The organism is Macrococcus sp. CoH-51_TC_04 (genome assembly GCF_058188655.1).
Map to the genome: position 1 here is coordinate 495,285 of NZ_JBVGOY010000001.1, position 20,131 is coordinate 515,415.

General features: G+C 37.0%; 24 protein-coding genes and 1 tRNA gene. 2 read left to right on the top strand and 23 right to left on the bottom strand.

All coding sequences use genetic code 11. The annotated features are described in order from the left end of the window. Positions 1-103 precede the first annotated feature (103 nt). On the bottom strand, positions 104-1,219 hold the full coding sequence (hemW, locus tag ACZ2V4_RS02595; RefSeq protein WP_490514475.1) for a radical SAM family heme chaperone HemW: 1,116 nt from the start codon (positions 1,217-1,219) through the stop codon (positions 104-106). A gap of 39 nt (positions 1,220-1,258) precedes the next feature. Further along, positions 1,259-3,082: a translation elongation factor 4 gene (gene lepA, locus ACZ2V4_RS02600; RefSeq protein ID WP_219492222.1), complete on the bottom strand. Its 1,824-nt coding sequence runs from the start codon at positions 3,080-3,082 to the stop codon at positions 1,259-1,261. A gap of 181 nt (positions 3,083-3,263) precedes the next feature. Between lepA and rpsT the strand changes: the two genes are divergently transcribed. Continuing rightward, a complete protein-coding gene (gene rpsT, locus ACZ2V4_RS02605; RefSeq protein WP_283721903.1) occupies positions 3,264-3,512 on the top strand; it encodes a 30S ribosomal protein S20 in 249 nt (82 codons plus the stop codon). Between the two features lie 66 nt (positions 3,513-3,578). Here the strand turns inward: rpsT and holA are convergent, their stop codons facing one another. Next, on the bottom strand, positions 3,579-4,550 hold the full coding sequence (holA, locus tag ACZ2V4_RS02610) for a DNA polymerase III subunit delta (RefSeq protein ID WP_490514476.1): 972 nt from the start codon (positions 4,548-4,550) through the stop codon (positions 3,579-3,581). Positions 4,551-4,642: 92 nt separating this feature from the next. On the opposite strand from holA, the gene ACZ2V4_RS02615 reads away from it, so the two are divergent. Next, a complete protein-coding gene (locus tag ACZ2V4_RS02615; RefSeq protein ID WP_083754277.1) occupies positions 4,643-4,777 on the top strand; it encodes a YqzM family protein in 135 nt (44 codons plus the stop codon). An 82-nt stretch (positions 4,778-4,859) separates the two neighbouring features. On the opposite strand, the gene ACZ2V4_RS02620 is transcribed toward ACZ2V4_RS02615, so the two are convergent. From ACZ2V4_RS02620 to ACZ2V4_RS02715, 20 genes are all read right to left on the bottom strand, one after another. Beyond that, on the bottom strand, positions 4,860-7,091 hold the full coding sequence (locus ACZ2V4_RS02620) for a DNA internalization-related competence protein ComEC/Rec2 (protein ID WP_490514477.1): 2,232 nt from the start codon (positions 7,089-7,091) through the stop codon (positions 4,860-4,862). Positions 7,092-7,103: 12 nt separating this feature from the next. Continuing rightward, positions 7,104-7,565, bottom strand: a complete 462-nt coding sequence (locus tag ACZ2V4_RS02625; RefSeq protein WP_219520878.1) for a ComE operon protein 2 — start codon at positions 7,563-7,565, stop codon at positions 7,104-7,106. Positions 7,566-7,622: 57 nt separating this feature from the next. Then, entirely contained in the window at positions 7,623-8,288 is a 666-nt protein-coding gene (locus ACZ2V4_RS02630; protein WP_419894995.1) for a helix-hairpin-helix domain-containing protein, read from the bottom strand. A 78-nt stretch (positions 8,289-8,366) separates the two neighbouring features. Then, positions 8,367-9,083: a class I SAM-dependent DNA methyltransferase gene (locus ACZ2V4_RS02635; protein WP_490514478.1), complete on the bottom strand. Its 717-nt coding sequence runs from the start codon at positions 9,081-9,083 to the stop codon at positions 8,367-8,369. Beyond that, a complete protein-coding gene (rsfS, locus tag ACZ2V4_RS02640; protein WP_219492237.1) occupies positions 9,083-9,436 on the bottom strand; it encodes a ribosome silencing factor in 354 nt (117 codons plus the stop codon). Before rsfS ends, ACZ2V4_RS02635 begins: the two co-directional genes overlap by 1 nt. A 12-nt stretch (positions 9,437-9,448) precedes the next feature. After that, positions 9,449-10,015, bottom strand: coding sequence for a bis(5'-nucleosyl)-tetraphosphatase (symmetrical) YqeK (gene yqeK / locus ACZ2V4_RS02645; RefSeq protein ID WP_283721908.1), 567 nt, complete (start codon positions 10,013-10,015; stop codon positions 9,449-9,451). After that, the gene (nadD, locus tag ACZ2V4_RS02650; protein WP_219492242.1) at positions 9,993-10,571 is read right to left on the bottom strand and encodes a nicotinate (nicotinamide) nucleotide adenylyltransferase; all 579 of its coding nucleotides are present in this window, start codon (positions 10,569-10,571) and stop codon (positions 9,993-9,995) included. The genes yqeK and nadD overlap by 23 nt, the downstream gene beginning before the upstream one ends. Then, positions 10,571-10,864, bottom strand: coding sequence for a ribosome assembly RNA-binding protein YhbY (gene yhbY / locus ACZ2V4_RS02655; RefSeq protein ID WP_219492245.1), 294 nt, complete (start codon positions 10,862-10,864; stop codon positions 10,571-10,573). Before yhbY ends, nadD begins: the two co-directional genes overlap by 1 nt. Positions 10,865-10,875: 11 nt before the next feature. Beyond that, the gene (gene aroE / locus ACZ2V4_RS02660) at positions 10,876-11,661 is read right to left on the bottom strand and encodes a shikimate dehydrogenase (protein WP_219492248.1); all 786 of its coding nucleotides are present in this window, start codon (positions 11,659-11,661) and stop codon (positions 10,876-10,878) included. A gap of 10 nt (positions 11,662-11,671) precedes the next feature. Beyond that, on the bottom strand, positions 11,672-12,769 hold the full coding sequence (gene yqeH / locus ACZ2V4_RS02665; protein WP_219492250.1) for a ribosome biogenesis GTPase YqeH: 1,098 nt from the start codon (positions 12,767-12,769) through the stop codon (positions 11,672-11,674). Positions 12,770-12,881: 112 nt separating this feature from the next. Continuing rightward, positions 12,882-12,952, bottom strand: a tRNA-Gly gene (locus ACZ2V4_RS02670). 78 nt (positions 12,953-13,030) lie between these two features. Beyond that, positions 13,031-13,555, bottom strand: coding sequence for a YqeG family HAD IIIA-type phosphatase (locus ACZ2V4_RS02675; protein ID WP_219492253.1), 525 nt, complete (start codon positions 13,553-13,555; stop codon positions 13,031-13,033). 217 nt (positions 13,556-13,772) lie between these two features. Continuing rightward, positions 13,773-14,459, bottom strand: a complete 687-nt coding sequence (gene mtnN / locus ACZ2V4_RS02680; protein WP_219492254.1) for a 5'-methylthioadenosine/S-adenosylhomocysteine nucleosidase — start codon at positions 14,457-14,459, stop codon at positions 13,773-13,775. A 57-nt stretch (positions 14,460-14,516) separates the two neighbouring features. Then, positions 14,517-14,993 carry a transcription elongation factor GreA gene (greA, locus tag ACZ2V4_RS02685; RefSeq protein ID WP_012657154.1) on the bottom strand — a complete coding sequence of 159 codons (477 nt, stop codon included), beginning with the start codon at positions 14,991-14,993 and terminating at the stop codon, positions 14,517-14,519. 22 nt (positions 14,994-15,015) lie between these two features. Beyond that, positions 15,016-15,636, bottom strand: coding sequence for a uridine kinase (gene udk / locus ACZ2V4_RS02690; protein WP_219492257.1), 621 nt, complete (start codon positions 15,634-15,636; stop codon positions 15,016-15,018). Then, positions 15,636-16,898: a peptidase U32 family protein gene (locus tag ACZ2V4_RS02695; RefSeq protein WP_219492260.1), complete on the bottom strand. Its 1,263-nt coding sequence runs from the start codon at positions 16,896-16,898 to the stop codon at positions 15,636-15,638. Before ACZ2V4_RS02695 ends, udk begins: the two co-directional genes overlap by 1 nt. Before the next feature lie 23 nt (positions 16,899-16,921). Next, positions 16,922-17,845, bottom strand: a complete 924-nt coding sequence (locus tag ACZ2V4_RS02700; protein WP_490514479.1) for a peptidase U32 family protein — start codon at positions 17,843-17,845, stop codon at positions 16,922-16,924. A gap of 11 nt (positions 17,846-17,856) precedes the next feature. Continuing rightward, positions 17,857-18,480 (bottom strand): O-methyltransferase, encoded by a 624-nt coding sequence (locus tag ACZ2V4_RS02705; RefSeq protein ID WP_283721911.1) that lies wholly within the window; start codon positions 18,478-18,480, stop codon positions 17,857-17,859. A gap of 175 nt (positions 18,481-18,655) precedes the next feature. Beyond that, positions 18,656-19,792: an endolytic transglycosylase MltG gene (gene mltG / locus ACZ2V4_RS02710; RefSeq protein ID WP_241427439.1), complete on the bottom strand. Its 1,137-nt coding sequence runs from the start codon at positions 19,790-19,792 to the stop codon at positions 18,656-18,658. Between the two features lie 15 nt (positions 19,793-19,807). Continuing rightward, positions 19,808-20,119 carry a DUF1292 domain-containing protein gene (locus tag ACZ2V4_RS02715; RefSeq protein WP_099482913.1) on the bottom strand — a complete coding sequence of 104 codons (312 nt, stop codon included), beginning with the start codon at positions 20,117-20,119 and terminating at the stop codon, positions 19,808-19,810. Between the last annotated feature and the right edge of the window lie 12 nt (positions 20,120-20,131).

The following is a 20,131-nucleotide window of genomic DNA, read 5'->3' on the forward strand; positions in this document are numbered from 1 at the left end:
TCGTTAGCACTCTCTTACCTCAAGTGCTAATACTAATTTATCAAATTGGTCAAAGTATGTCAACATTAACACTCATAATTATAAAAAAAGAAGTTTCTATTTACTAAACAGTAAGTAGAAACTTCTCAAATACATCATTCCCACGCATTCTTCCAAGTGCTGTTAAAGAGATTCGGTCATCTGTTTCAATTAAATACCCTTCATTTACGAGCTTGGTCGTGACATCTTTAAACACATTATCATACGACGTTTTATATCGCGCAAGAAATTCATTCTTGCTGATGCCATCATTCAATCTTAATCCTAAAAACATAAACTCTTCCATTGCAGCGTCAACTGTGACAGATATACGTTCTTTAACCGCATTACCTTTATGCATCGCCTTAATGTAGTGCGGAACAGGTGCAACGTTATAATAGCGTACTCCGTCGATATACCCATGACTTCCAGCACCAGCACCATAATATTCTTTATTCTGCCAGTATACTTTATTGTGTGTTGATTCATGGTGTCCTTTAGCGTAATTAGAGATTTCATATTGATGAAAGCCACGATCTCTTAAAGTATTCATCGTGAGCGTGTACATCTCTGCAGCAAGCTGTTCATCCGGCAGCTGAAGCATGCCCTTTTTATACATATTATAAAACTGTGTCTTCGGCTCTAATATTAGGGAGTAACTTGAAATATGGTGTATATCCAGTGATGTCGCAAGTGCTAGATCACGACGACATTGCTCTAATGTCTGTGTCGGTAAATGATACATTAAGTCGAGACTGATAGATTCTATACCTAGCTCGTTTGCGGCGTTCACCGCGTTAAATATATCTTGTTCTTGATGTGTTCTGCCAAGCGACTTTAATAGATCATTATCAAACGTCTGTACACCGAGTGATAGACGGTTGACACCGTACTGCTTCATTAATGCAATCTTGTTACGCGTCAATTCATCAGGATTTGCTTCCATCGTAAATTCTTCATGTATCGTAAATGACTGTTCAATATAACTGAGCAATCGTTCAAGTTGTCCTTCATTCAGCGCTGTAGGTGTACCTCCACCAATAAATACCGTTAGCAAATCGCGTTCATCAATGGATGAAAGCTCTTTGATTAAACAGTCCAGATATTCATCTACTGGCTGATTTTTAATGAGGAACTTATTAAAATCACAGTACGTGCATATACGATTACAAAATGGAATATGAATATATAAACTTCTCATTATGCCTCCTAACAAATAAAGACATGGTTACCCACGTCTTTATTCTTCATCCATTTTCAGTACAGCTAAGAATGCATCCTGAGGAATTTCAACCGATCCTACTGATTTCATCTTTGCTTTACCTGCTTTTTGTTTTTCAAGTAATTTGCGCTTACGGCTGATATCCCCACCGTAACATTTCGCAAGTACGTTCTTACCAATCGATTTAATATTTGTACGTGCAATAATCTTCTGACCGATTGCTGCTTGTATAGGGACTTCGAACTGCTGTCTTGGAATTAAAGTCTTTAGTTTCTCAACGATGACTTTACCACGATCATATGCAAAGTCTCTATGCACGATAAAACTTAGTGCATCTACTGTTTCACCGTTTAATAATATATCCATCTTCACAAGCTTACTTTCCTGATAGCCAATCAATTCATAATCAAATGAAGCATACCCTTTGGTACTTGATTTCAGCTGGTCGAAGAAATCAAATACAACTTCTGAAAGCGGCACTTCATAAATGATGTTAACACGAATATCATCCAAGTAATCCATCGTCTGGAAGTTTCCGCGTTTCTTCTGGCATAGTTCCATCACTGCACCAACATAATCATTCGGTACCATAATACTTGCTTTAACGTATGGTTCATAAATTTTGTCGATCTTCTGTGGGTCCGGCATCTTAGAAGGATTGTCTACAACAATTTCACTACCGTCTGTCATCTCACATTTGTAGATAACGCTCGGCGCAGTCGCAATTAATTCAATACCAAACTCACGTTCAATACGTTCCTGAATAATTTCCATATGCAATAGCCCTAAGAAGCCGACACGGAAGCCGAATCCTAACGCTTGAGACGTTTCTGGTTCAAATTCTAGCGATGCATCGTTTAACTGAAGTTTCTCTAATGCTTCACGAAGATCATTATATTTACCCGTATCAATCGGATACACCCCACAGAATACCATCGGGTTCATCTTCTTATATCCTTGAAGTGGCTCAAGAGCAGGATTGCTGGCATGTGTGATTGTATCACCGACACGTGAATCGCCAACATTCTTGATCGATGCTGTTAAATAACCAACATCTCCAACCGTTAATTCAGCAACCGGCATTTGCTTCGGTGTATTGATTCCTACTTCGACAACTTCAAATTCTTTACCTGTCGCCATCATCTTAATCTTATCGCCTGCCTTAACCGTCCCATCAATAATTCTGATTGATGAAATAACACCACGATAAGCATCAAAGGCACTATCAAAGATCAACGCTTTAAGCGGTGCTTCTGGGTCACCCATCGGCGGCGGAACAAGTTCAACAATCTGTTCTAAAATATCTTCAATACCGATATTTGCCTTCGCACTCGCAAGCACCGCATCACTCGCATCAAGACCGATAACATCTTCAATCTCCTGGCGCACACGCTCAGGTTCTGCTGCTGGTAAATCTATCTTATTGATAACAGGAATAAGTTCTAACTCATTATCAAGTGCTAAATAAACGTTTGCCAGCGTTTGCGCTTCAATTCCTTGCGCCGCATCCACTACGAGAATCGCACCTTCACATGCAGCCAAACTACGAGAAACTTCATATGTGAAATCCACATGACCAGGTGTATCGATTAAATGAAAGATATAGGTCTCGCCATCTTTCGCTGTATAATTTAACTGTACTGCATTTAATTTAATTGTAATCCCGCGTTCACGTTCAAGATCCATAGAATCAAGAAGCTGTGCTTTCATCTCACGCGTTGCTACAGATTTCGTATTCTCTAAAATTCTATCCGCCAAAGTCGACTTCCCGTGGTCGATGTGGGCAATAATCGAAAAGTTTCTAATTCGTTCCTGACGCTTTAAACGTTGTTCATTATTCATAGTTATTGTCCAACTTTCTTAAATTGTTCGTATATTTGATTATAACAACTAAATGTAAGTGTATCAATCAGTTTTCAAAAAATTAGATTGCATATAGCGCTTGAATTTGATAAAATATTTCTTGTTGCAATCAAATTTATAATTTTATGCAAGTGTAAGACATTTTTAGGAGGTGAAATTTATGCCAAACATCAAATCTGCAATTAAACGCGTTACTACAAGTAACAAAGCACACGATGCTAACATTTCTCAAACAAATGATATGCGTACTGCTGTGAAAAACGCTAAAGCGGCAATTGAAAACAACGCTGACAATAAATCAGAATTAGTACAAGTAGCTGTTAAAAAGATTGATAAAGCTGCGAAAAGCAACTTAATCCACTCAAACAAAGCTGACCGTTTAAAATCACAAATCATGAAAAGTAAATAAAATGTCGTGACAGAAGTGTTCTGTCACAAGAGAAACAAGGCGATAGTTTCACTATCGCCTTGTTTTTTATACCTTCAAGATAAACAGTTCCAGTATCAATACTTTATCCATATAAGATGACTTCAGTTCATAATCTGCTTCGGTACATGCATCGATAACATTCAGCAGATGCTTTAACGGAATTTGTCGTACTTTACGCATCGATAGTTTTACACGATATGGATGCACCTTCACTTCGCGTGCGATCTGCTGCTCAGAAAATCCCTTTTCAGACAATATCTTCACCTGATAGTATAATCGATACTGACTTGTTATAAGCGCGAGCAGTTTAATCGGTTCTTCTTTCATATGTATCAAGTCTTTCAATAGATGAATAGCTTCTGCCTTCTTCCCTGACGTTATGTAGTCTGTGAGCAAAAACACATTCTGTTCAAGGCTTCTGCTGACGACCTGTGACACATCGCTTTTCGTTATTATAGGTGCGTCGCCACTATATAACACTAGCTTATCCAGTTCCTTCATAACCGCTCCATAATCGATCCCGGTGAGATGGATCATTTCATTAAGTGCATCTTCTTTAATATCCTTAAAATTTTCATTTAAAGTTGATTTAATAATTTTTTTTATCTCTTGTTCATCCAGTGGTTCAATCTTCTTCACTTCATGGTTGGCCTTTATTTTCTTCACAATCTTCTTACGTTCATCGAGCTTATCTGAATATACGGTGAAGATGACATAGTTCGGGCCTTCAAATCTTTCAATAAACGCCAATATTTCATCTATATCGATTTCAAATGTCGTCTTGACTTTCTCGCCTGTAAACACAAAAGCATTATGTATGACAATCGCTTTCGCATCGGACAGAAAAGGAATTGTCATCGCATCTTCTAATATCGGTTTAACTTCGGTTTCCTTCATATCGTACTGACTATAATTAAATTCATCTTTCGTACCGATTAACTTTGCAACCAGCTGCTCTGTTTCTGATTCAACTAAAGGCTTCGTACTTCCATGTATTAAATAAATATAGCGCATCATTTACTCCTTAAAATAAAAATCTCTATTTCATTATAGCTTTTTTTTATATGTTATCATATACTTAAATAGATACATTAGGAGGTTGAGAAATTATGAATCAATTCGAAAAAAATGTTCAATCAAAAAATAATGACGTACAAGATTCTGGTTATGCATTCTTATTTGGATTTGGTGGATTTGCCACAATTTACATCATCGCTCAAATCTTTGACCTGATTGCAAAATAATGTACTTATCTGTGTGTCCGTTTCGTACATCACACGAACCCGAATAATAATGCACACTATCGTGCCATTATTGCTCGGGTTTTTATTTATTATCCTTTAATTCCTTGCGCATCGTAGAGATTTCATTTTGGCCTAACTTTACTGTTATTCTGCCATCTGACTGCGTATTATAAATCAGCTTATTATACTCAATTAGTCGTTTGATTGTCTCTTCATGCGGATGACCATATCTGTTGTTTCGCCCGGCAGATATCATTGCTGTTTTAAATTCACGTTTTAATAATGCATCACCTGTACTTGTATCGGATCCGTGATGGCCAATCTTAACGATATCGATCCTTGATGAAATATGAGCCAGCACCTCTTCTTCCTGCGCTTTGCTCAAATCTCCCGTCAGCAATGCATTGACTTTTTCTCCTTGAATAAATGTGACGATGCTTTCGTCGTTAATATCATCCCCTTTACTTGCTGTAATTAAGTCAATCCCAGCTATCTTGACCTCTGATTCATCGAATATTGGAACGTTGTATTGATGAGCAATCGCTTGAAGTGATGTGTATTTCGGTATCGATGCAGCTGTTTTATTTATGATAATGCGCTTTACAAACTTTAATTTTATAAGTTGTTCTGCTTCTCCGATATGATCCAAGTCCGGATGTGTCAATATTAAATCATCGATTTGTGTGATCCCTTTATGATATAGGAATGGTACGATAATTTTCTCACTGATGGAACGTGCGTCTCTCCGTTTCTCCCACCCTTCATTGAAATCAAACTTACCGCCGGTATCCACCATCACAACTCTGCCATTATATTCAATAACGATACAATCCCCCTGCCCAACATCCAGAACATGTAGTGCGTCTTCATTTTGTATGCGACTAATAAGAATAAGCGCTATACATAGACATATTGCAGTCACTTGAATACGGGGTTTCTGATGAAATAAATAATAGATTACGCCTATCATGATGACATAATAGATTATATGCTGTGATTTAATAACAAGTGGCAATGCATGTAACGACAAAAATTTTTCTACACATATATCATGGAATAAGAATGCATAGTGGGTCAATGCGTCCAGTATCTCCGGTATAAAATTAAACAACATTAAACAAAGTATAATGAAAGTACAAAGCGGGAAAATAACGAAAGAGAAAAGTGGTATAAATAAAAGATTAGTCAACAATCCGATAAAATAGACGATATTGAAATGATAAAAAAGAATGGGTAACGTTGCAACTTGTGAAATGAAATTGGTTAATAAAAAAAGTTTGATTGGCGTTAATTCATAGCTTTGTAATATGAAGATAAACGAAAAGCAGATAATATAAGATAGCTGAAATCCAATGTTAAAGATTACAAAAGGTGTCATTATTAAATTTACGATAAATGTAATTGCGAGTGCATCGAGCATCGAGATAAATCTTGGCTTCACCAATACGAATGCCATAAATAGTGCTGCACGCACAACGGCTGGTGCTTCTCCTGTCAATATAACATAGCCCGGCAGAATAATTAATATCATCAATTTGCTTATATGTAACGGTACATAAAGTCGTTTAAACAAATAATAGAGCTGAACTGTAACCAGTGCAACGTGGCTGCCGCTAATCGCATAGAGATGATAGATGCCTAATGTTTTCAAATCATTTAATGTCTTATGATCTAAATATCTCGTATCGCCTGTAGTCAGCGCCGTGATATAGGCACCGTACTTTAATTGCGCCATCTGTTCGCCTAAGTGATAGCGATACAGACGTATGTGATCTAATATCGTTAATGGGTGTTGTCTGCATGAATCAAAATTAACCTCTTCGATTGTAAGTGTGCCTTTATAGGTGCCATAATATAAATATTCATCATAATGAAATCCCGGCTGATTTGTATTCGGCAATGGCGATTCAGCTGCACTACTGAATGCACATTGCTGATAGATGTGCATTCCACGTTTAAGACGTAATTGTTCAGCTTGATCTTTAATCCTATAAACGAACTTATACGTATCGTTATCAATGACAATATCACCCATCATCAAGTTGCCATCCACTTTAAACTGCGTTGTAAAATAGCCGGTCGTATTTATCTTAATATCCGATTGGTCATTAAACTGAGTAACAATCCGGCTGAATGAATGGCTCTCATAATAAAGGTACGTACATAAAAATAATGCTGCATAAATATAAATAAAGCGTGATAAACGCTTCTTATAGATAATCATTATCGCTACGAACATCCACATAACGCTGCTTAAATAATCGTACTGACATAAAACTGCAGATATCACTACAAGAACTGCAATTAAGCCCACATATCCTCCGTTCTACATTTGTTCAAAATAATGGACAACATGCTGTGGATTAAAGTCAATCTTCTCAGTATCAACGTGATTCTTATCCAGCAGTTCTATGGCATAAGGATGATTCTTATAATCCTCTGCATAGTAAATTTTCTTAATGCCTGCCTGAATGAGTGACTTCGTACAATGAATACACGGAAAGTGTGTGACATAAATATCAGCGCCTTCAGTCGTTACACCCATTTTAGCGCATTGTAATAATGCATTCATCTCGGCATGTATCGTTCTGATACAGTGTCCATCTTCAACATAGCATCCTGCATCTATACAGTGCACTTCACCTGATACTGAACCGTTGTATCCACCTGCGATAATACGATTATCCTTGACAATTGTTGCACCGACACTGAGTCTTGTACACGTTGAGCGTAATGCTAACAACTGACTTTGCGCCATAAAGTACTCTTTCCACTGTATACGTTCCATAACATCCACTCCAAGTCATTTTGATACAATTGTAATATGATATTTATGCTAAATCAATCATACTTCTATATATTCCTTTAAACTTTCATATGTCTTGTCTCCTATACCTCGTATTTCTTTAATTTCTTCGATAGCTTTAAACCCTCCGTTATCTGTTCTGTACTTAATAATATCCTGCGCTTTCTTCGGACCAATTCCAGGTATTTCCTCAAGCTCAGACTGTTCTGCCTGATTAATATTAATCTTACTCTGTACGTTGCTTCCAGAATTACTTTCAGGATGCCCCCCGGTATTCTGATAGAGCGTATATTTGTCCGTCTTCACTTCACCTTTAAATGGAATATAGATCACAAGGGCATCACGTACTTCTTGAGATAAGTTCACTGCCTCCAGATCTGCATTCGGCAGTACTTCAGCATGTTTTAATACATCATGTACACGCTCACCTTGCTGTGCATCATAGACACCGCCATACTTGACAGCGCCTTTCACATCAACTTTAATATTCTGTGCTGTACTTTCCTCAGTCTCTTCTTCCTTCTGTAAGGCTACCTCAGAAGTTTCAGCCGGTTGTTGTATTTCTTCCTCACTAATTTCTGTACTTGATATTGATTTCATCAATACAATCATCCCAACGATAAAGGTTACGATTGTTAATCCGATCATCTGCTTGTTCACATTGTATCTGTCTAGTAGCGCCCCGAAATTTAATAATTTCTGCAAAAAAACACCTCCTGAATAGTTATATCAGGAAGTGAACAAAATCTCTTATTTGTAACAATTTAAAATTTATTTTATCTATCATCGTTTTTTTGCGACAAAAAATACGCGTTCTACGTCGTCAGTTTCCGTCACTTGCGCTTCATTAAAATCAAAGAATACTCTCTCGATATCAAATCCTGCCTGTTCGAGCTGCATCTTATAGAAATCAATCGGGAACGTACGTTGTTCATGAGATTCATCGAATCTATCATAACGTGTTCCATCTGATACGAAAAAGGTCATATCATGATACACAGAAAATGGTGTCTCACCTTTAATGGCATGCCATATATACACAACGTCTGATAGATCGTCACTATAGGTTGCATTATTGAAGTAGCGCTCAAACTTCTGAACACTATGCACATCAAAAATAAATGTACCTTCACGTTTCAGATGCGCATACACATTTTGAAATGTGCGGGCTATAGCATCTTCATCTTGCAGGTAGTTTAGACTGTCACATAAACACGTAATCGTATCGAATGATTTCGCAAGATTAAGTTCAGTCATATCCTGTGCAATAAATTGTGCATTGCCTACATTATGCTGAGCAACAGCAAGCATATCCTCACTTAGATCGACACCGACCTTTTCATTGGCAGTGACGAGCTGCAATAACTTTCCTGTCCCCGTCGCAACATCTAGAATCGAGCCCTCTGCTGGGATATATCGCTGAACGATCTGTGCCCAGGTGTCATAAGGCTGATCATACATAAATCGATCATAGATGTGCGCAAATTGCCCGTATTCCATTATATCGTTTCCGACTCGTACGTAATGATTTCCTGATCTCGGAATAATTTCTCTAAATTATAATAATCACGTTCTTCATGATGGAAGACATGCACTACAACATCTCCAAGATCCACAAGTACCCAACGCGCTTCATTAAATCCTTCCAGACGGTTAACTTCAATGCCATTCTTTTGTGCTTCGTCTTTAACTTCGCGTGCAATTGCTTGTACTTGTCGATCAGAATTTCCCTCACAGATTACAAAATAATCCGTAATACCCGTTACATCTGCGACATTTATACCAATAATATCTTCTGCTCGTTTGTTATCACATGCATTAAATGCAAGCTCCAATAATACTTTACTATTCATTAAATCCATCCTTTATCTTTGTAAATTATAATAATTAAGACATTCAATCGTTTTCGGATAAATTGTCTTATCATTTTCAACTAAATAGAGTGTCGTACGTTTTGAAATTTCATATATTGCTTTGTCTAAATTTTGCTCGTTATACACGATGTCTCTAATCTCATCAACACCAGGCTGTGTTCTACCCGGCTCAATATAATCACTCACAAATATAATTTTTTCATTTAATCTCATCTGCTTACGGCCACAAGTGTGATGATAGATCGCATGATATATTTCTTCATCTTCAATATGATGTTCATGCTTCATAATTTCAGCTGCAACAGGTCCATGTAATATTTCTGAGTTGTAAGCCAGTAGTTCATTATCAAGTTCATAATGTGTCACTGCCTGATAAAGTACGCTTAAATCATCATACTTTGCATAATCGTGCAATATCCCTGCAATCTCTACGACATCTTTGTCACCACCGAACATTTCAGCGAGTTTAACACCTGTTTCAGCAACACGTAATGAATGTTCAAATCGCTTCTTAGGTAATTTCTCTTCTACTAATTTAATCGCTTTTTTTCTCTTCATACAAGTGCTCCTCTCTAATATACTTCTCTACATCGTCTAGTAGTAAGCATTTCACTGACTGTCCATTAAGCATACGCTTCCTAATATCAGTAGCACTCACATCCATCCTTGGCAATGTAAAAGGTATAAAAGGCTCTCTTAAATTCAGTTCATCACGCGATCTGTTCACGACGATGAACGATGCAAGTGAAGTAATTGCTTCTAGATTGTACCATTTATCAATCGCTTCGTACTGATCATATCCGATTAATATTTTTAGCGTGCAATTTTTATACTTTTCCTTCAAATATAAAACAGTATGATACGTATAACTCTTTCCTGACTGCTCTATTTCAAACGTATCAATTTCACCGAAAGTTAAATATTCAATCGTCTGTTCTATCATATTTAACCGATGTTGATCTGATACGTTTGGTCTTGATGTTTTATGCGGGCTTTGTCCTGCTGGCATGAAGATAAATTTATCTGGTCTAAACTGCTGATACACTTCATTTGCAACAAATGCATGACCAATATGAACAGGATCGAATGAGCCACCGTAAAGTATGATTTCCATTAGCGTGGGAGTTCTATTTTTTTATGATTTACTGAAGGTTTATACAGAATAATTGTCGAACCGATGACTTGTACAAGCTCCCCGTACACACGGCGTGCAATTGTTTCTGCAAGCTCCTCTTTATCATCCATATTATTCTGCAATACACTGACTTTTATGAGTTCACGTTTTTCCAGTACATCATTTAATTGCTCAATTAAGTTATTGCTAATACCACCTTTACCAATTTGAAAGATTGGGTCCAAATTATGAGCTTTTGCGCGTAAATATCTTCTTTGTTTTCCTGTTAACATAATGTGCTCCTTTATAAATGATTTATTACAGCTTGTTTCATCGCTGCTTTATTCGCTTGCTTACCAGTCCATATTTCATAACTCAGCGCACCTTGATTCACAAACATATCAAGGCCGTTGATAATCTTTAATCCTCGTTGTGCTGCACTTTGCAGTATCGGTGTCGTGTCAGGTGTATATATAATGTCGCATACGACAGCACTTGACTTCAACTGGGCTATATCGATTAAAGTCTCCGACATAAATCCCTCCATCCCGACCGGTGTCGTGTTGATAACAATATCCGCTTGCTGAATGATCACGTCACTCTCCTCATACTTGTAAGCGTCTATTTGAAACGGCCAGTCTGCAACACGATTACAATTTCTGTTCAGTACAGTAACTTTATTATCTTTAAATAACGTATAACATATCGCTCGACTCGCACCACCAGCCCCGAGTACGACAATATTCTTTCCACCAATATGTTCCTCTATAGATGCTTTAAATCCTGCACCGTCTGTATTATAGCCATACCATACACCATCTTTAATGTGCACCGTATTAATTGCACCAATCATCTGCGCTTTTGTGTCTACTACATCCACAACTTGCAACATATCCACTTTATACGGAATCGTAATATTAAAGCCGTCAATGGCCTTCTCGTGAATAATATCTCTCAAATGATGAAAGTGTTTCGGATCGATGTGAAGTGCAGTGTATTCATCATCAGTTTGCAACGCTTTGAAATTGGCATGGTGCATCAACGGTGATAGTGAATGTTTAATAGGATGACCTATAACTGCAAATTTCATAATGTCACCTCTACAATATGCTCGGTCTTAAATATACATCAACTTGCTTCGGTGCATGTACGATGATTTGCGCACCTTTATCCACCGTAATAAAACCGAGGCCTGAAATAATGATATCCTGTTTCTCTTCTTTCACAGATAACTGAACTTGCTTCACATTATCAAAATCAAATTCGCCACTACCAGGAGGTACTAATAGTTCACCAATCTGACGATGCCACAAACTTTGCGCATTATCTGTCTTTGTTCTATGAATGTTCAGTAAATTGCTTACGAAACAGTTTAAGCTTCTTCTACCTCCAGACACATAATCAACGCGTACTAAGCCTCCTAGAAACAACGTCTGTCCTTCGTTTAACTGGAAGTTACGAGGCTTGATTTCTTGTTTTGGCATAATTACTTTGAGTTCCTTATCAGTAACGTAATGGGTCATCTGGTGTGCCTGGATGATACCCGGTGTATCAAACAGAAATGAATGTTCATCGAGTGGAATATCGATTAAATCAAGCGTTGTGCCCGGGAAGTGACTTGTCGTAATAACATCTTTCTCACCCACGCTCGTCTCAATCAATTTATTAATTAAAGTCGATTTACCGACGTTTGTCGTCCCTACAACATAGACGTCCTGATTTGATCTTAAAGTTTCAATCGACTCAAGCAGTTCTTCAATACCGTGATTTTTCTGTGCCGAAATTAATACGACGTCATCTGGATTCATACCAAGTGCTTTCGCCTGTTTTTCAATCCATAGTTTTACACGGCGTTTGTTAATCAGTTTCGGTAATAGATCCATTTTGTTCGCAGCAATGATGACCTTCTTATTACCTACGATACGCTTTAATCCGTTAATCCATGAACCTTGAAAATCAAATACATCTATCACATTAACAATGATTCCTTGTTTTTCGCTCAATGCATTTAACATCGTTAAAAAGTCATCGCTTGTCATATTTACGTCCTGAATCTCATTATAATGCTTTAATCTAAAGCAACGTTTGCATATGACGTCTTCTTTCTTTAAACTTGAAGCAGGTACATATCCAGGTTTATTCTGATCATCTGACTGAAGTTCTGCACCGCAACCGATACATTTCATGTGTTCACTCAAATTATATTCCTCCATTATTAAACTCACTATTGTATATTTTATCATAAATGATGTTATTAGTATTGCAAGTCACAATAAAAAAGGACGAGACATACGTCCCATCCTATTTAGAAGCGGGTGATCGGAATCGAACCGACAACATCAGCTTGGAAGGCTGAGGTTTTACCACTAAACTACACCCGCATATATCAACTTTGTAAGATAATAATACAAAAATTATTTTACAAAGTAAAGGATTAATTTTACATTATCGATATAAAATTAATCCTCCCACGTGATATATCCCTTTTTCTTAAAGTACGCTAAAAACTTACGCTCCATCATACGGTTCACTCTCGTTTTCCATTCGTCGTTTGCTTTGACCGGGACGACCATAATAGAATAGAATCCATTTGAGTTGGCAGCTAGAACATCCGTCATCATCTGATCACCGATAACAACTGTTTCTGCCGGTTTCACATTCATCGCCTTTACAGCCTTCTTAAATGCTTGTCCCATTGGTTTACGTGCTCCAAAGATATAATCAACTTCAAGTGGTGTTGCAAACGTTGCTACACGTGCTTGATTGTTATTCGACACAATCGTCACTTGAATGCCTGCTTCACGCATACCATTGAACCATTTAATCACTTCAGGCGTAGCAAGTTCAACATCCCAGCCGACTAACGTATTATCGAGATCAGTTATTATTGCCTTTACACCTCTGCCTGTTAATTCTTCCGGCGTAATTTCAAATACTGACTTTGCATACTTGCTTGGTAGTAAATATTTTTTAAATATTCCCATGATACACCTCTTATATTTATTACATTTATGATACCCACTATTCCTTCTGTAAAACAAAAGAGCGAACCAAACGATTGATTCGCTCTATACAACTTATTCGATTTCTTGATTTGGAGCGTAATCTACTTCAGTTCCATTATAGATTACAAAACCGATAATAGAAGTTGCAATCACTGCTAATGCCATAATAAATATCATATATAAGCCCCCTAGCTTATTATAATGTCTCTAATAATGATTTTACAATGTTAGAACTTGATACGCAAGCTACTTTTAAAAATTGCTCGAAACTCATCTCAGCTTCACCATTTGCTAAATCACTTACAGCGCGCGTAATGATGAATGGTGTATTAAACTGATAACACGTCTGTGCAACTGCCGCTGCTTCCATCTCAACAGCCATTGCGTCAGGAAACTTCTCTAATATCGATGCTTTCATCTCAGCTGAGCCGATAAAGCTATCTCCTGAAACGATTAAACCCGTTTGTGCAGTATAGTTATGTTTGGATATCGCACGTTTAGTTTTATCTATTAGCATGTCGTCTGCTTTATAAGTTTCAGGCATCATCGGCACCTGACCTTGTGCATACCCAAATGCAGTTGCATCTACATCATGATGCAGAACATCTGTACTCACTAATACATCTCCAACCGTAAGTCCTGAACCTAAACCACCTGCACTACCTGTATTGATAATATAGTCTGGTTTAAAATTAGAAATCAGTAAAGTTGTACAAATGGCTGCATTCACTTTACCGATACCGCTTTGCATCAGAACAACTTCCTTGCCCAAAAGTAAGCCTCTATAAATTTCAACATGTGCAATTTTTTCAGTCGTTAAGTTTTGTATTTCACTTTTTAAAATTGCAACCTCTTCTTCCATCGCACCAATAATACCAATCATAATTTTCCTCCACATAAAAGGTTCAAAGGACACCTGCTCAACCTTTTCAACATTTATTTAGCTAATTTCAACAATTTTTACTCGCATTTCATTACCGTTTGGAAGCGGCACGTTCACTTCATCGCCAACTTTTTTACCAAGTAGCGCTTTAGCAATTGGCGATTCATTAGAAATCTTACCTTCAAATGGATCAGCTTCTGCGCTACCGACAATCTTATATGATTCTTCTTCATTTCCAGGTACTTCTGCAAATGTTACAGTTCGACCGATTTGTACCTCTGACTTTGAACCGTCATCTTCAATGATTACAGCATGACGTAACATCATTTCGATTTTTGTAATTTCCTGTTCAACGAAACCCTGCTCATCCTTTGCTGCATCATACTCAGAGTTCTCAGACAAATCACCGAAGCTACGCGCAACCTTAATTTTTTCTACAACTTCAGGACGACGTACTGTCTTCAAATGTTCTAATTCAACTTCTAATTTGTCAAAACCTTCTTGTGTCATTGGGTACTCTTTTTGCATTTCCATAAATAATCCTTCTTTCCTAATTCTAAACTTGAATTAATGATTGTATTTTTGTTGTCATTATATCGATTGCAACTGAATTACTTCCACCTTCTGGAATGATAATATCAGCATATTTCTTGGTTGGCTCGATAAACTGATTATGCATCGGTCTTACCACCGTCAAATACTGATCGATAACAGATTCCATCGTGCGTCCGCGATCTTTAATATCTCTGACGATACGACGCAGTATTCTTAGATCGGCATCGGTATCTACATAGATCTTCACATCCATGAGGTCACGAAGATCGCTATTTTCCAGTGCAAAAATGCCTTCTACTATAATAACATCTTTTGGTTCAAATGTAATCGTTTTCTCACTTCTTGTATGATTTGAATAATCATATGTCGGAACTTCTACCGTCTTACCATTACGCAAATCTTTCAAGTTTTGAATGAGCAGTTCATTATCAAACGCAAAAGGATGATCATAGTTTGTTTTTAGACGTTCTTCAAAGGTGAGATGATCCTGATTTTTGTAATAGTAATCCTGCTCAATGAGAGCAACACTATATCCTTCTAGATTCTTTAATATCTTAGATGTCACGGAAGTTTTACCTGAACCTGATCCTCCCGCAATGCCGATAATCGTCGTTTTGCTCATCAGTTCAGTTCCTTCCTCATCATATTCATCGGATAGACCGGATGATCTACTTTAATTTGTACAATTTGTAACGGGTGGCGGGCAGCATCTAATACATTGCCCTCTTCATCGACAATTTCAGTTACAACTTGTCTGAAATTTTCAATTTCCGGACCGAAAAATTCAATTTCCTGACCTGGTTTAAAGTTATTACGTTGCTGAATGGTCGCAATTTGAGTTGTTTCATCATAATCTAGTACTAAACCACAGAAATCATACGGTGTTTTCTTAGATTGCTCGTGTCCAAACATCTGCTCTTCAAATCCTGGTACACCTTCAAAGAAAGCAGAGGCTGTATCACGGTTCGCACATTTATCAAGCTCGACTAACCATTCTGGATCAATCTTAAAGTTTTCCGGGTCATTGACATAAGCATCAATGACCTTACGATAAACGGATACAACCGTTGCAATATAATGGATTGATTTCATACGTCCTTCAATTTTAAGTGAGTCAACACCGATATCAATCATCTTCGGAATGCTTTCAATAAGCTTCAAGTCTTTTGGACTCATTGCAAATGGTGTTACGTTATCTCCTTCATAAGCTACATCCAGTTCACCATCATTAACTGTAATAAGATCATAATCCCAGCGACAGCTCTGACAACAGCCACCACGGTTTGAGTCTCGTGCTGTCATATGGTTACTTAATGTACAGCGCCCAGAATATGCAATACACATTGCACCATGAATAAACGCTTCAATCTCGATGTCTATTTTCTCTTTCATTTCTTTTATTTCTTCTGCGCTAGTCTCACGTGCTAATACAACACGCTCTAACCCTTCAGATTTCCAGTACTCAACGGCTTTAACATTCGATAATGATTGCTGTGTTGATAAATGGATTTCTAATTTCGGTGCGACGCGCTTACACGTCTCAATAATTAACGGGTCTGCAACGATAATACCTGTTGCCCCAGCCCCTTCTAACTTCTGTAAATATTCTTCTAATCCAGGCATGTTCTCGTCATGAGCAATAATATTTGTTGTTATATATATTTTTGCACCATATCGGTTGGCAAATTCAACGCCTTCTTTGATTTCTTCTATTGTAAAGTTATCAGCATTAGAGCGCAGACCATACTCCTGTCCACCTAAAAAGACAGCGTCGGCACCGTAATGTACTGCTATTTTTAACTTTTCAAGGTTTCCAGCAGGCGCTAATAATTCCGGCTTTTTAATTTTTGGTTGCTGATTGATGATTTCCATTTCAGTTTTCATATTATCATTCCTTAATTTCCATATTAGTAAACAGTTTGTTTAAATAAGAATCCTTGATCAAGTGGACGATGTTCAGGCTGGATTTCTTCAATCATATCGATTAAATCAAACTTCGCATCATCATATAGATCAGGGTCTTCGTTAAATAGATCGATTGCCTGACGGTAAGCTCTCGTTACTGTCGTAATATAATCTTCACTATGCAATACACCGTCAATCTTAAAGCTATCGATATCTGCTTCAAGCAGCTCTTCTAATTCTTCGATGACGCAAATATCGTTTGGACTCATAATATGCGTTCCATTACTATCTTCAAAGATTGGATATTTATTATTACGCTCTTCATCATATAACAGCATGCTATCAGCTTGTGCTCTATTCTCTATCTTCATTACTTTATCTTGATACATAAAGTAGTTCCCGAGTAAATTACGTTTTGACTGGAACATACATGTCATTCCATGCACCTGCACTTCTATCTCAACATTCGCATGCGTTTTAATATTCATTACTTCTTCTAATGAGAGTTCGCGTGCTAGCACTGCGCGATTCGCGCCACGCTCACCCCAGTAATTGCATTGGAAATAATTAGTTACGAGCGTCTCTTGATTCCACTGTAATGGAATCGTATTTCCAAGTTCGCGTGCATACATGACAATCGCCGGATCACCGAAACTAATCGCATCAATGTCTAATGTATGCAGATACTTCATATAATCTTCAACATCATCTAAATGTTCATTATGAAATAATCCATTAACTGCTACATACACCTTCTTGCCATGTGCATGAATTTTCTCAGCAGCAAGTCTTACTTCTTCTCTATTAAATTCACCGGCAAGTCTTAATCCAAACTTTGACTCACCTATTAAAAATGCATCAGCACCCGCTTCAATTAATACATCTATATGTGATAACGATTTTGGTGTTACTAATAATTCTGTCATTGTGTTCTCCTTTATTTCTTAATTGATATGCTCATGCCATCGCCGATATCAAGAAAGTTTGTATCATAATCCGGGTGTTCACTTAACCACGTATTATATTTTTCAATTTTACGTACCATCTGTTTTACATTTCTACTGCGTACAATTTCAATATTACCAACAAAATCATGATATAAAATGTTGTCCGTAATAATTAATCCCCCTCGTCTTACGAGTGGACTGTACAGTTCAAAAAACTTCATCGACTGTGCTTTTGCGGCATCGATAAACAATATATCATACTGTCTATCATTTACATCATGAAATGCTTCAAGTGCATCTTTGTATATCGGTCTAATCTGCTTCGTGTTAAACGTCTCAAAATTTAACAACGCTGTTTGATACATTGTTTCATTACGTTCGATCGTCGTAACATGAATCGCATCATCTACAGAAGCAAAATGCAAAGCACTATATCCAATTGCTGTACCTATTTCAAGAATAGATTGCGCTTTATGAATTCGAATCAACTGTTTAACAAATTCTACAGAAATCTTATCCATAATTGGCACTTCATTATCAATTGCATATTGAATTAACGTATCAATATCATTTACTGGATTTAAATTACTGATATATGTTGCTTCTTTAATCATCTAAACAATCCTTTAACGAAAAAATTACCAACCACACGGCTGGTAGTAGAAAATTTATTTTCAAAGTATTGTATCACATTTTAGTAGAAAATGTAATAGGTAATTCATTAACAAACGTTATGTATATAATTAAAATCCGGTCAATGACGAAAAGTCACCACCCGGATTTTAATTATTAATTTTCAACACTATCAATATGTTTATCTTTTTTCTCTAAATGTTCATCTAATGTTTTAGAGAAATAGTTTTTCCCGTCTTTATCTGCTAAGAAGTATAAATAATCCGTTTTCGCCGGGTTTAATACACTTTCCATAGACGCAGTACCGCTCGTTGCAATCGGTCCAGGTGGTAATCCTGTGTGAATGTACGTATTATAAGGGGAGTCCACTTTTAAGTCTGCTTCATAAGTTACTGCTTTATGCTTTCCAAGTGCATATAGTACAGTTGGATCTGTCTGCAGAGGCATTTCTGGATTTTCACCCATACGGTTAATAAATACTGATGCAATTTTCGCACGGTCTGTTAATCCTGTCGCTTCACGCTCCACAAGAGAACTGAATGTTAAAAATTCATGGAAAGTAAGTTTCCTTTCTTTGCCTGCTTCAGTAATAATAATACCGCCATACTTATCCCATAAAGGAAAGGCATTATGCTCCATGGCAGTAAGCATCTTGTCAACAACTTGTTCAACCGTTGGGTTCTCTTCAGTAAAATCATACGTAGCCGGGAATAAATAACCTTCTAGAGGGGACTTGATATCTTTAGCTAATACTTCATCTGTAACTAACTTCGGATGCTTCTGCATCATCTTTTTAACAAAAGTTTTATCATTTACAGTCTTCATAAATTCTTCCTTAGAGATATCCGTCTTCTTAGATACGATATCAGCAATTTGATCCATCGTCATCCCTTCAGGCACATTCATCTTGAATAGTACAGGTAGATATACTTCACCTTTTTGTAAGCTCTTTGCGATTTGATCATAAGTCATTGAGGGTGAGAATTCATAATTCCCTGCCTGGAAGTTAGAAATATTATTAAACTTTAAATAATATTTGAACATCTTACTATTCTTAATGATTTTCTTTTTCTCTAACTTTTCTCCAATCATCGTTGCCGTTTCACCCGGAAGCACTTCAACTTTCGTTACCGTCTTATTTCCTGGATCCAGTGGCTTTTGACTTGCATTAAAATATATAAAGCCTGCAATACCTAATACAACAGCGCCTAATAAAATAATACCAATGATAATAGAAGAAAGAAGTTTAGAGAACGTCTTTGAATCTCTAATTTCTTTGTTCCTGTTTGTCATCACAGTCTCCTTCTATTATTCTCCGTCAAAGTTCGTATTTACAACTTCTTCAATCATATCCCACTCTTCATCTGTTTCAACTGGTAGTAATTTACCACCTTCACCGTCTTCACTAGGCTCATTAATCATAGGAATTAATTCAATTTCTTCTTCCTCATCTGCGCCTTCTTCAGCTAAGATAATGTATGTCTTCTCAAATTCAGGGTGATAGAATTCTAATAGTTTACGGTATAATACTTCGTTACCTTCTTCATCAAATAATGTTAATAGCTCTTCTTCGTTATTAATATCTAATGTTCCTTGGTTTAATTCATTGTTTTCTGTCATGTTTATCATCCT